Source organism: Sphingomonas sp. jy18, assembly GCF_056931895.1.
On the sequence record NZ_JBXPBT010000004.1, the window covers coordinates 239914 to 252104 of the forward strand.

Sequence of the window (12191 nt, forward strand, 5' to 3'; positions counted from 1 at the left end):
ATCGCTTTCTGGTGACGGAGCGAGGTCATTACAACGAAAATGGGGGGTAAGAGGCATGTTGATCTGGGGTTCGGGCGGCAAGATCGTTGCCACCGGTGAGAGCGCAACAGCCTATTGCGACCTGTGCAAGGAACGGCGGAGCTTCACCTATTTTGTCAGCTATACGGTGCGGCATATCTGGTATCTGATCCGCTGGTCTACCGGCCTGCGCTGGCATCGGCGGTGCGGTACCTGTCACAATATGTTCGACATGGATCCGCCGACGGCTACCGATCTGCTGTCCGGCGAACCCGCCAAGCGCAAGAGTCCTATCCCGGCCTTTGACCGCTGGGGGTGGGCATTCGCGCTGGGCGGTCTGGCATTGCTCATCGGCCTGGGCGCCATCGCCAGCAATCAGGACAAGGCGGAAGAGGCCGAGTTGGTTGCGAACCCGCAACGGGGCGATCTCTACGAGGTGGCGGTCGACCGTTTCCTGCCGGGTGCGGAAAGCCAGAGCGTCGGATCGGACTATGGCGTTGTACGCGTCGAACGCGTGAGCGGCGGGACAGTAACATTGGCGCTGCCGCGCATGGTATATAGCCGGATGCGCGGGACGAGCGAAGACATTCGAAACGGCGATGCCCGAGCCGATAGCTATTATGACGGCACCATCGATCTGCCGCTGAGCACGATCCAGGCGCGCCACGCCGACGGCAGTATTAGAGACGTCGTGCGTTAGCGGCAGAGAACAGGGCATATCGGGCGAAGAGGTGCACGCGATGTTGCGCACCGTCGCCCGGCATTCTGGGTCCGCGAGGGGAAGAACCCGGTTCGACGCAAACATGCAATTCTGTGCGCCGCCCGATGTGTGGCTGGTGACTTTGGGGCCTGTCGGCGCTAATCCCTCTCGCCGACAGTAGACGGAGAGAAAGATGCGCACCATCATCATTGCCGGATTGCCGATGCTTCTGGCGCTGACCGCCTGCGGCGCGGCGGCAGACAGCTTCAATGCGGTGGGCGAGGAGATGGAGGCGCAGGCAGCGGCCGATGCCAAGCGTGCGGCCTATACGCCCGCGCAGGCCGCTTATGCTGCCGCCAATGACCGGATGCACGCCGGCATGGGCGCGGACATTCCGGTTGATCCCGACGTCGCCTTCATGCGCGGCATGATCCCGCACCATCAGGGCGCGGTCGATATGGCGCGGGTGGTGCTGGAGCATGGCGACGATCCCGAAGCCAAGGCGCTGGCCGAGCGGGTGATCGCGGCGCAGGAAGCCGAGATTGCCGAGATGGAGGCCTGGCTGGATCGCAAGGACGAGGCGGCGCCTGCTCCTGCGAGCGATGCTGGTGCGGTCGATCACAAGGCGATGGGCCATTAGGGCTGCGGCCACTGCGGCACCGGTTCCAGCTACGCGCAGGGCCACAGGCGTGGCGGCAGCGCAACAGGGGCGGCGCGATTTGCGGCGGGCCCCCTCGCACAAGCTTTGCCCTTTCCCCATATTGCATTATGTAAGCGATGAGATCGCCCAGAGTTCAACCATGCAGGAGTCACTCCTATACCACCGCCACCCGTTCGCCGTCCGATGATGTCCGCCCCGCCCCGTGGCGGCCCGCGTTTCAACCATTTCATCACCGTCCCCAAGGTCCGCGTCATCGACGATGAAGGCGAGAATCTGGGCGTGATGCTGACCGCCGAAGCTATCGAGGCGGCTGCCGACGTCGGACTGGATCTGGTGGAAGTGTCTCCCAACGCCGATCCGCCGGTGTGCAAATTCCTCGATATCGGCAAATACAAGTACGAAGCCCAGAAAAAGGCGAACATCGCCCGCAAGACCCAGAAGACGCAGGAGATCAAGGAGATCAAGATGCGTCCCAACATCGATGATCACGACTTCGACACCAAGATGAAGAAGGTCATCGATTTTCTGGAGGAAGGCGACAAGGTCAAGCTGACCATGCGTTTCCGCGGGCGAGAGATGTCCCACTTGGAGCTCGGCCTTGCCGTGCTCAAGCGCGTCGCCGAGCAGACCGAAACCATCGCCAAGATCGAGGCGCACCCGCGCACCGAGGGCCGTCAGATGCTGATGGTCATCGCGCCCAAATAAGCGTCGTCATCGCAAGGACAGACAAACACCCAGGGGGGGCTTCCTCCCTGGGTGTTTTCGTTCGTCGACAATGCGGCGGGGCGTGCGCGGCGCTCATGGCGCCCAGCGGTTGCTCACCAGCTGCGGATAGAAGCGCTGCAGCGCCGCCAGCTTCGGCGCGTCCCATGCGCGGATATAGCCATGGTTGGGGTTCAGCCGCATGAAATCCTGGTGATAGGCCTCGGCCGGATAGAAGGTGCGCGGTTCTTCGATGCGGGTGACGATCGGCGCGTCGAAATGGCGGCCGCGTGTCAGTTGGGCGATGTAGGCGCTGGCGACCCGGCGCTGGTTCGCGTTCACCGGCACGATGGCGCTGCGATACTGGGTGCCATGATCGGGACCCTGATAGTTGAGCGTGGTCGGGTCCATGCCGACCGAGAACAGGACGCGCAGCAAGGTGCCGTAGCTGACGACGCGCGGATCGTAGGTGACGCGCACCGATTCGGCATGGCCGGTGGTACCGGTGCCGATCTGGCTGTAAGTGGCGGTCGCCGCCGTTCCGCCATGGTAGCCGGATTCGACCCGCGTCACGCCGCGGACGCGGCTGAACACGCCTTCGATGCCCCAGAAACAGCCGCCCGCAAAGATGGCCGTGGCGCTGGTGCGCCCATCGGCCGGATCGAGCGTCGGCGCGGGCAGGCGGACCGGCTCTTCGGCGGCAACCATCACCGGTGTGACGGTGAACATCGTCCCGATCACCGCCGTGGCGAGACCGCCGGCAGCAACCACCGACAGCAGTCGCCGCATCATCGCGACACCTCGGCGGCCTGCGCCGTGCCATCGTGCGAAACGATATTGGTCAAGCCGATTGCCACCGAGCCCAGCATGAAGCCGGCCAGAATCAGCAGCGTCGGTTCGGAACGGAAGAGACGGAACATGGGGGGTGTCCTGATCGATTGGCTTGGTCATGCCGCTCTATTCGCTGCCGCGCGCCTGTCAGTGACAGGTCGCACAGCAGCAGGAGCATTTTTCTTTTTTCGACCGTTCAAGCTGAGCGAGGCGTGAATGGCGCCGCCGTCAGCCCTTCAGCGCGGCACACGCGCGCTGGATGCGCCGGCAGGCTTCCTCGAGAATGTCGAGCGAGGTCGCATAGCTGATGCGGAACGCGGGCGAGAGGCCGAAGGCATGGCCGGGCACCGCTGCGACGCGGGCGCTGTCCACGAAATAGTCGATCAGCGCCGAATCGCTGTCGATCAGCGTGCCATCGGGTGTGGTCTTGCCCATGCAGCCCGACGCATCGGGATAGACATAAAAGGCGCCTTCCGGCGTCGGGCAATCGAGCCCCGGCGCGTCGTTGAGCATCGCCACCACCGTGTCGCGCCGCTGCTGGAAGGCGATGTTGCGCTCTTCCAGAAAATCCTGCGGACCGTTGAGCGCCGCAGTGGCCGCCGCCTGCGCGATCGAGCAGGGGTTGGAGGTCGACTGCGACTGCAGCTTGGCCATTGCCTTGATGATCCACTGCGGGCCGCCGGCAAAGCCGATGCGCCAGCCGGTCATGGCAAAGGCCTTTGAGCAGCCGTTGACCGTCAGCGTGCGCTCGTAAAGGTCGGGGCACACCTCGGCGATGGTGGCAAAGGGCGTGTCGGCGTACCAGACATGCTCGTACATGTCGTCGGTCAGGATCAGCACCTGGGGGTGACGGCGCAGCACCTCGCCCAGCGCGGCAAGCTCGCTGGCGCTGTAGGCGGCCCCGGTCGGGTTCGAGGGCGAGTTGAGGACCAGCCAGCGCGTCGCCGGCGTGATCGCGGCCTCGAGCTGTTCCGGGCTGATCTTGTAACCCTGACGCGCGCCGGCCGCGATGAACACCGGCGTGCCGCCTGCATAAGCGACGATATCGGGATAGCTTACCCAGTAAGGCGCGGGGATGATCACCTCGTCACCGGCATCGACGGTGGCGCACAGCGCATTGAACAGCGTGTGCTTGCCGCCGACGCTGACGATCACCTGATCGGTCGAATAGGTCAGCCGGTTGTCGCGCAGGAACTTCGCCGCAACGGCTGCGCGCAGCTCCGGGGTGCCACCGACATCGGTATATTTGGTCTTGCCGGAACGGATGGCGGCAATCGCCGCTTCCTTGACGAAATCGGGGGTGTCGAAATCGGGCTCGCCCGCCGACAGGCCGATGATGTCGATGCCCGCCCGCTTCAGTTCGCCGACGCGCTGGGTCATCGCCAGCGTGGCAGAGGGCTGGATGCGGTTCACGGCGGTCGACAGGCGGGTCATCGGCAAAGGTCCTCAGGGGCGCGCCCGCAAGCACAGGCCGGGCGCTGCAACGCGGCGGGCCTTACCGGCGATGATGCAATGCAGCAAGCGTGAGCGGGGCCATTCTCACAACAAAGTTGCGGGAATCAGGTCGCGCAGGGAATTGCCGATCAGGAAGCCGCCCGCCAGATCCTCGCGCCGCACCTCGTGCTCGACCGCGCGGCCTTGCGCGATCAACTCGGCGCGAAGCACCCCTGCCTGCAAGCCGCGCGCCAGCGGCGGCGTCAGCAGCATGCCATCGCGCTCGACGAACAGGGTGGTGAAACTGCCCTCGGTCAGGAAGCCGTCGCTATCCTCGAATAGAGTCTCGAACGCGGCCGATCGGATGCGCGCGCTATCGTAAAAGGCGCGGTCGCTGGTCTTGTGGCGCAGCCGGAAATCGGCCGAAGTGACCGGCAGGCGCACGATTGCGACCGGTACCGGCGCGTCCGGCATCGGCGGCAGCGGGTCAAGCGCGACGGCGATGTTGCCGGCGGGCGAGAGGCGCAGGCGAATGCGCGCCGGGGTCTTCTGCCGGAAGCTCGCCTGTTGCAGCCGGTTGCGGATCAAATGGCGGTCGAAGGCGAACCCGAAGGTGCGGGCGCTCGTCCCCAGCCGTTCGAGATGGTGGTCGAGCCGTATGACGCCATCGAGCGGATCGAAGCGCATCGTCTCGATGAGGTCGAAGCTGTCGCGGCCCACGCGGATATATTCCCCCTTGGCCAGGCATTCCTGCCATTCCGCCGCCGCATTGCTGTCCGCGACGATGCCTGAGCCCAGCCCCACGGTGGCGCAACCCGCGCCGTCGCGCAACGCCAGCGTGCGAATGGCGACGTTGAACGCCGCTTCACCGCCCGGTGCGATGAAGCCGATCGACCCGGTATAAGCGCCGCGCCGTGCCTGCTCCAGCCGGTCGATGATCGCCATCGCGCTCAGTTTCGGCGCGCCGGTGATCGATCCGCACGGGAAGATGGCCGACAGGATTGTGCCGATGCCGGTTCCTTCGGGGATCGTCGCCGAAATGTCGGACACCATCTGGTGGATGGTCGGATAGCTCTCGACCCGGAACAGTGCCGGCACCGCCACGCTGCCGGGTGCGGCGACGCGCGACAGATCGTTGCGGATCAGATCGACGATCATCAGATTCTCGGCGCGTTGCTTGGGGTCGCCGGCGAGGCCGGCCTGCGCGGCCGTGTCGGCGACGGGATCGGGCAGCCGGGCGGCGGTGCCCTTCATCGGCCGGGCGACGATATGCCCTTCACGCAGGGAAAAGAACAGCTCGGGGGACAGCGACAGCAGCCAGTGCGTTCCCGTCCACACCACTCCGCCATAGCCCGCCCGGGCGGAGGTGCGCAGCCGCCGGTAGACGGCGAGCGGATCGCCGGCGATAGCCACCGATGCGGCAAAGGTGACATTGGCCTGATAGATGTCGCCAGCGCGGATATGCTCCAGCACCTCCTCGATCATCCCGGCATAGTCGGCAAAACCGATGTGCGGTTCGGGCATGCCGACCCATGCACCGGCAGGGTCGGGCAGCAATCGAGGCACGGCATCCGATGGCAGCCGCTCGCACCGGGCAAAGCGTGCGAACCAGGCCAGCGGCCAGCCATCGGGCAGCGGTGCCGCCAGCGGGGCCAGCTTGGCATCGAGCGCATGGCCGGCCTCATAGGCAAGAAAGCCGGCGGCGTGCGCACCGTCCGCCTGCCACCGGTCGAGCGTGGCGAGCAACGCGGGCAGTTCGTCGGGCTGCAATGCGACAGCGATGTCGAGCGGATCGCACAACAGCCGCGCATCGACGGCACCCTCCACCCGCGCATCGTCGAGCAGCACGAACGGCTGCGAAGCGTGAATCGAAGAGGCCATGGTCTCTAACCCTTCGTCACTTCCGCGCAGGCGGGAATCCAGCTGTTGGTGGTGCCAGATTGCACCGACGGGCGATGGATCCCCGCCTTCGCGGGGCTGACGACTGAAAGTATCGCGGCACCGCCAAAAGCGTGATGCACTATTGTTGGCGCAGCACGCGAACGGCCGGTCGGTCGTTGATGTTGGCCAGATAGCTGCCCAGCGTGCCGCGCCGGATGGTGATCGTCATCCCCACCTGCGGCCGCCGCCCGCGCGGGGGGTCGGTCTGCAGCCAGCGCTGCTCGTTGGCGAGGGTGAAGACGAACTTGCCCTCGCTGTTGGTGGCGATGCCGGTGATCGTCGAATCGATCTGGGTGACCGCCTCTGCCTCTTCCTCATCGTCGTCGCCGCCACCGAAGATGTTGAGGTTGCCCAGGCTGAAGCCGAACAGACCACGCCGTGTCTCGCGCACCGCCTCGCGGTCGACGATCCGGATGTCCCGCGCGCCCTCGGCGGTTTCCATGGCGGCGACCTGCCGGTCGTAACAGGCAAGCCGCTCGTTGGGGTCGGTGATGCTGCGGCAGTCGTAAAGCTGCTGGATCAGCGGCACCCGGCGCGGGGCGTCGTCATCGTCCTGGGCCGTCGCGGGGCTGGCAATGAGGATTGCGGCCAGAAGAGCAGCAGTGAAGCGGGCCATGACAATGATCTCCCTTTTGGCGCGGTCATAACTCGTAGCCCTGAGCTTGTCGAAGGGCGTTTCGCGTAACTGCCTGACGCCCTTCGACAAGCTCAGGGCTACGGGATTTTCCCGTGGTGTGCTGGGGCTAGACGCCCGCGCTACAGGCTGGCAACAGGCACCGCATTTCAGGGGCGAGAGAGACCCCGGCACACGCAAGGAACATGGAAATGGCGGGCATGGGCAGTTTCGACTGGGCGGATCCCTTTCTGCTGGAGGACCAGCTGAGCGAAGAGGAGCGGATGATCCGCGATGCCGCGCACGGTTTTGCGCAGGAGGAATTGCAACCGCGTGTGATCAAGGCGTTCCGGGAGGAAGTCGACGCGCCCGAACTGTTCCCGCTGATGGGCCAGGCCGGGCTGCTCGGTGCCACCATTCCTGAAAGCTATGGCGGTGCCGGCGCCAGCTATGTCGCCTATGGCCTGATCGCGCGCGAGATCGAGCGCGTCGATTCGGGTTATCGGTCAATGGCCTCGGTGCAGTCCAGCCTCGTCATGTATCCCATCCATGCCTATGGCTCGGAGGAACAGCGCCGCAAATATCTGCCCGGCCTCGCCGCCGGCACGCTGATCGGCTGCTTCGGCCTGACCGAGCCCGATGCGGGCAGCGATCCCGCCGGCATGCGCACCGTCGCGCGGCGGGTCGAGGGCGGCTATGTGCTCAATGGCAGCAAGACCTGGATTTCCAATGCGCCCTTCGCAGACGTCTTCGTTGTCTGGGCCAAGAGCGAGGCGCACGGCGGCGGCATTCGCGGCTTTGTGCTGGAAAAGGGGATGAAGGGGCTGTCCGCACCCAAGATCGAGGGCAAGCTGAGCCTGCGCGCTTCGACCACCGGCATGATCGTGATGGACGATGTCGAAGTGGGTGAAGAGGCGCTGCTGCCGGATGTGCAGGGGCTAAAGGGCCCGTTCGGCTGCCTCAACCGCGCGCGCTACGGCATCAGCTGGGGTGCGCTGGGTGCGGCGGAATTCTGCATGCACGCGGCGCGGCAATATGGGCTCGACCGCCACCAGTTCGGCAAGCCGCTCGCTGCCAACCAGCTTTACCAGAAAAAGCTGGCGGACATGCTGACCGACATCGCGCTCGGCCTGCAAGCGTCGCTGCGCGTCGGCCGGTTGATGGATGAAGGCCGCTTCCATCCGGACATGATCTCGATCGTCAAGCGCAACAATGTCGGCAAGGCGCTAGATATCGCCCGTGCCGCGCGCGACATGCATGGCGGTAACGGCATTTCGGAAGAATATCAGGTGATCCGCCACATGGTGAATCTGGAAACGGTCAACACCTATGAGGGCGCGCATGATGTCCACGCACTGATCCTCGGTCGGGCGGTGACCGGGATTGCCGCGTTCTGATGCTGAATCCATGCTTCACTCCGTCATTGCGAGCGCAGCGAGACAATCCAGGGTCGGCGCAAACCGCCCTGAATTGTCTCGCTGCGCTCGCAATGACGAGGGAGCAATGAGGGTGTCTTTCGACATGCAGCCGACTTTGGTCGGCCCGACGGTGACGCTGTCGCCGACCGTCGAAGCCGACTGGCCCGAACAGTTCGCGGTCGCTGCCGACCGCGAACTGTGGGCCGGGCACCCCGCTTCGGACCGCTGGCAGGAGCCGGTTTTCCGCGCCTATTTCGAGGATAATTTGTCGAGCGGCGGTGCGCTCACCATCCGCACCAACGATGGCGGCCGGGTGATCGGCCACAGCCGCTTCGATGCGCGCAAGGTCGAGCCCGGAGAGATAGAGATCGGCGGGACCTTCCTTGCCCGCAGCCACTGGGGCGGCGCCACCAACCGCGAGGTCAAGACGCTGATGATCGCGCACGCGCTCGCGCATTTCGACCGGGTGGTCTTCTACATCGGCGAGGACAATCTGCGCTCGCGGCGTGCGATGGAAAAGATCGGCGGACGGCTGATCGAAGGTCGCATCGAGCGCTTTGCGATGGCCGGCGTGGTGCGCGACCATCTGGTCTATGCCATCGAGGCACCACTGGCATGACCGACCCCCGCACCCCGCTCGCCGGTATCAAGGTGCTCGAACTCGCCCGTATCCTCGCCGGACCCTGGGCGGGGCAGCTGCTGGCCGATCTGGGCGCGGAAGTCATCAAGGTCGAAAGCCCGGCGGGGGACGATACCCGCACCTGGGGGCCGCCCTTTGTCGACAATCCGGACGGCAGCCGCGACAGCGCCTATTTTCATGGCTGCAACCGCGGCAAGAAAACCATCATCGCCGATTTCACCAATGCTGACGACATCGCCCGCGTCACGGCGCTGGCGGCCGACGCCGATGTCCTCATCGAGAATTTCAAGCTCGGCGGGCTTGCCAAATATGGCCTCGATTATGCGAGCCTGTCCGCGCGCAACCCGGGCCTCATCTATTGCTCGATCACCGGCTTCGGGCAGGATGGCCCCTATGCCCCGCGCCCTGGCTACGACTTTGTCGTGCAGGGCATGTCCGGCCTTATGGACCTGACCGGCGACCCATCAGGCGAGCCGCAGAAGGTTGGCGTTGCCTTTGCCGACGTCTTCACCGGCATGTATGCGACGGTGGCTATCCAGGCTGCGCTGCTGATGCGCACCCGCACCGGCACCGGCCAGCATATCGACATGGCGCTGCTCGACGTGATGACCGGGGTGCTCGCCAACCAGGCGATGAACGCGCTGTTCGGTGCGCATCCGACGCGGATGGGCAATGCCCACCCCAATGTAGCGCCTTATGCGGTGTTCCCGGTCAGCGACGGCTGGTTCATTCTCGCCGTCGGCAACGACAGCCAGTTCCGAAGCTGCTGCGACGTGCTGGGGCTCGCGGCAGAGCGGGACGATCCGCGCTATGCCACCAACGGCGGGCGCATCGAGCATCGGGCGTCGCTGACGGACGCCATCGCCGCTGCCACCCGCCAGTGGAAGCGCGACGAGCTGCTTGCCGCGCTGGAGGCGGCCAATGTGCCCGCCGGTCCCATCAACACGGTCAACCAGGCGCTGGCCGATCCGCATCTGGTGGCGCGTGGCATGGTGGTGGAAAGCATCGCTGCCGATGGCCGCCGCTTCCCCGGTATGCGCGCACCGATCCGTTTTTCCGACGCGACGCTGGCCGAAGGGCGCGCTGCGCCGGTGCTGGGTTGCGACGATGCCACAGTGACCGGTTTTTCGTCCACGTGACGTTGCACTGACACAATGTCGCGCCCATAGGTAGACAATGCTGTCGCAGAAAACCCGCTACACGATCCGCGCGCTCCAGCATCTCGCCGATCATTATGGCGAGGGGCCGATCCAGCTTACCGCGATAGCAGAAAAGCAGAATATCCCGGCCAAGTTCCTGACCGTCATTCTCTCCGAGATGGCGCGCGCGGGCATCGTCGCGTCGATGCGCGGGCGCGATGGCGGGTATTGGCTCGGCGTGCCGCCGGTCGATGTGCGCTATGGCGACATTGTCCGTTTGACGCGTGGATCGCTGGCCCTGGTGCCCTGCGCCAGCCGCTTTGCCAGCGAAACCTGCAAGAACTGCCTGCCCGAAGAAGAATGCCGGCTGCGGTCGCTGATGCTGCTGGTGCGCGACGAAACCGCAGCGGTGCTCGACCGGCTGACTCTGGCCGATCCGATCGCCATCGCCGACGACTGACCGGCCGTTTCCGGCAACGTGACAAACATCACGTCCGATTGCTGGTGCATCGTCTATGCGTAGGCTCGAGTGAGCGAGGGAGGTGGCCATGTCGCTGCAAAAGAAATTCGATAGCGCCTTGAGGAATGCCATCGGAGCAAGGGCGGTCTGGTTGCCGGGCTCTCCGATCACCGTCGGGGATATCCTGGTCCGCCGCGATGGTGGCTTCAGCGAAGGCGGGTCGCTGGCCGATTTCGGCATCGAGCCCCGGATTGCCGCCCATGCGCCGATCAACGGAGTCAATCTGCGCTCGACCAAAACGCGACAGTCGATATTTCAGCTCGGTGCGGAAGTGACCAATATCGAGGCAATTGCCGAGGATATCGAGGCCAAGGTGAAATATGAATTCAATGGCGAAACCGAATTCATTGCCAAGACGCCGAAACTAACCGGCGACTCAATCCAGAACATGATCGCCATCGCCGCCCAGTTGGCAGGCGACTCCCGCTGGAAGCACGATAAGTATTTCATTGTCGAGCAGAGTCTGGGCGCCGAAGACTGGAGCTTCATCGGCACCGACAAGGCCAGCAGAAACTTCGAGTTCAGCGGCAAGGGCAGTGCCATCAAGCAATTCCTGACCGTCGGTGCCAGTCTCGGTTTGTCGAAAACCACCAACGTGACGCTCGATCTGTCCGGGGTCACCGGGAACATCGGCATGAAGCTGGTGCGCATCAGGAAGGACGGCACGCTCAATCACGGCAACTGATCGGCTGCTTTGGCGCAGGGTGGTGTCAGAGCCCGAGCAGCCCGCGCCGCTTGCGTTCGGCATCCTCGCGTTCGAGCAGTTCCATCGGCACGTGGATGGTCTTGATGGCGAGCCGCACCTCGAGGAGGAAGGCGACCAGCCCGGCCATCAGCAGCAGCATGGCGATGATGAAGGCGGCGGCAATCGGCACGCCCAGTCCGTCGCGTCCGCTGCCGGCAAAGAAGATCATCGCTACCAGTACGCACACCACGATTCCGCAGGCGACGCACAGCGCGATCGACCAGTTGATCACTGTCATCCGCCGGTCGAGCCGACGCAGTTCGGTGACCACCCGTTCATGCTCCAGCCCCTCGGTCTCGGCATGGCGCTGCTGCAGGGTGCGCGCGCGGTCGATGACGCGGGCGAGGCGCCCGGTGATGACGTTGAGGATGCTGCCGGTCGCCACCAGCAGGAAGGCCGGGGCGAGGCTGAGCTGGATGGTTTCCGCGATCATCGCCGATCCGCCGGTGTGCCGGGGTCGATTTCCTCGCTGACGCGCAGGCTCCAGTCATTGCCCGGCACCGGTGCCGCGCCGTCGATGCTGCCTTGCCACAGCCACACCAGCGCCTCGCCGGCCGGTTCGATCAGCCGCACGGTGGCACGGGCATAGCCGTCGCCTTCATAGGCATCGAGCTCGTCGAGCAGCGCCGGATCGTCGAAGGCGAGCAGATCGCCGGCCACCGCGTCCTCTCCGGCGACCAGCCCGGGGTAGCCACCCAGGTCGACGATGCGCCCGGCAATGCGGCACGGGCCGACATGGCGCGTACGCTCGGCCAGGCGAAAGGCGGCGTATGCGCGCCCGCCCGGGCGCAGGGTGCCGTAGACGGCGAGTTGCGTCATGTCAGTCATG

At 65.1% G+C, this 12191-nt stretch carries 15 protein-coding genes; 8 read left to right on the plus strand and 7 right to left on the minus strand.

Features of this window, described 5'->3' with window-relative positions; all coding sequences use genetic code 11:
• Window positions 1-55: 55 nt before the first annotated feature.
• The 3 genes from AC0QC4_RS11940 to infC all read left to right on the plus strand — a co-directional run bounded on the left by AC0QC4_RS11940 (window position 56) and on the right by infC (window position 2084).
• A complete protein-coding gene (locus AC0QC4_RS11940) occupies window positions 56-718 on the plus strand; it encodes a hypothetical protein (RefSeq protein ID WP_483660123.1) in 663 nt (220 codons plus the stop codon).
• A gap of 193 nt (window positions 719-911) precedes the next feature.
• Window positions 912-1358 carry a CopM family metallochaperone gene (gene copM, locus AC0QC4_RS11945; protein ID WP_483660124.1) on the plus strand — a complete coding sequence of 149 codons (447 nt, stop codon included), beginning with the start codon at window positions 912-914 and terminating at the stop codon, window positions 1356-1358.
• Between the two features lie 207 nt (window positions 1359-1565).
• Window positions 1566-2084, plus strand: coding sequence for a translation initiation factor IF-3 (gene infC / locus AC0QC4_RS11950; RefSeq protein WP_483660297.1), 519 nt, complete (start codon window positions 1566-1568; stop codon window positions 2082-2084).
• A gap of 93 nt (window positions 2085-2177) precedes the next feature.
• Here infC and msrA read toward each other — a convergent pair whose 3' ends face one another.
• The 5 genes from msrA to AC0QC4_RS11975 form a co-directional block, all read right to left on the minus strand.
• Window positions 2178-2870: a peptide-methionine (S)-S-oxide reductase MsrA gene (gene msrA / locus AC0QC4_RS11955; RefSeq protein ID WP_483660298.1), complete on the minus strand. Its 693-nt coding sequence runs from the start codon at window positions 2868-2870 to the stop codon at window positions 2178-2180.
• Window positions 2870-3001: a hypothetical protein gene (locus AC0QC4_RS11960; RefSeq protein ID WP_483660125.1), complete on the minus strand. Its 132-nt coding sequence runs from the start codon at window positions 2999-3001 to the stop codon at window positions 2870-2872. The genes msrA and AC0QC4_RS11960 overlap by 1 nt, the downstream gene beginning before the upstream one ends.
• A 139-nt stretch (window positions 3002-3140) precedes the next feature.
• Window positions 3141-4346 (minus strand): pyridoxal phosphate-dependent aminotransferase, encoded by a 1206-nt coding sequence (locus tag AC0QC4_RS11965; RefSeq protein WP_483660126.1) that lies wholly within the window; start codon window positions 4344-4346, stop codon window positions 3141-3143.
• Between the two features lie 105 nt (window positions 4347-4451).
• Window positions 4452-6227, minus strand: a complete 1776-nt coding sequence (gene pabB / locus AC0QC4_RS11970; RefSeq protein WP_483660127.1) for an aminodeoxychorismate synthase component I — start codon at window positions 6225-6227, stop codon at window positions 4452-4454.
• A 139-nt stretch (window positions 6228-6366) separates the two neighbouring features.
• Complete coding sequence (locus AC0QC4_RS11975) at window positions 6367-6903, minus strand: hypothetical protein (protein ID WP_483660128.1); 537 nt, start codon at window positions 6901-6903, stop codon at window positions 6367-6369.
• A gap of 209 nt (window positions 6904-7112) precedes the next feature.
• Here AC0QC4_RS11975 and AC0QC4_RS11980 point away from each other — a divergent pair, with 209 nt between their 5' ends.
• From AC0QC4_RS11980 to AC0QC4_RS12000, 5 genes are all read left to right on the plus strand, one after another.
• A complete protein-coding gene (locus AC0QC4_RS11980; protein WP_483660129.1) occupies window positions 7113-8297 on the plus strand; it encodes an acyl-CoA dehydrogenase in 1185 nt (394 codons plus the stop codon).
• A 112-nt stretch (window positions 8298-8409) separates the two neighbouring features.
• Window positions 8410-8937 carry a GNAT family N-acetyltransferase gene (locus AC0QC4_RS11985; RefSeq protein WP_483660130.1) on the plus strand — a complete coding sequence of 176 codons (528 nt, stop codon included), beginning with the start codon at window positions 8410-8412 and terminating at the stop codon, window positions 8935-8937.
• A complete protein-coding gene (locus AC0QC4_RS11990) occupies window positions 8934-10097 on the plus strand; it encodes a CaiB/BaiF CoA transferase family protein (RefSeq protein WP_483660131.1) in 1164 nt (387 codons plus the stop codon). The genes AC0QC4_RS11985 and AC0QC4_RS11990 overlap by 4 nt, the downstream gene beginning before the upstream one ends.
• Before the next feature lie 37 nt (window positions 10098-10134).
• Window positions 10135-10557 (plus strand): RrF2 family transcriptional regulator, encoded by a 423-nt coding sequence (locus AC0QC4_RS11995; protein ID WP_483660132.1) that lies wholly within the window; start codon window positions 10135-10137, stop codon window positions 10555-10557.
• Window positions 10558-10645: 88 nt separating this feature from the next.
• On the plus strand, window positions 10646-11302 hold the full coding sequence (locus AC0QC4_RS12000) for a hypothetical protein (protein WP_483660133.1): 657 nt from the start codon (window positions 10646-10648) through the stop codon (window positions 11300-11302).
• 25 nt (window positions 11303-11327) lie between these two features.
• On the opposite strand, the gene AC0QC4_RS12005 is transcribed toward AC0QC4_RS12000, so the two are convergent.
• Both AC0QC4_RS12005 and AC0QC4_RS12010 read right to left on the minus strand, forming a co-directional pair.
• Window positions 11328-11795, minus strand: a complete 468-nt coding sequence (locus tag AC0QC4_RS12005; protein WP_483660134.1) for a DUF2721 domain-containing protein — start codon at window positions 11793-11795, stop codon at window positions 11328-11330.
• Window positions 11792-12190, minus strand: a complete 399-nt coding sequence (locus tag AC0QC4_RS12010; protein WP_483660135.1) for a gamma-glutamylcyclotransferase family protein — start codon at window positions 12188-12190, stop codon at window positions 11792-11794. Before AC0QC4_RS12010 ends, AC0QC4_RS12005 begins: the two co-directional genes overlap by 4 nt.
• Window position 12191: the final 1 nt, after the last annotated feature.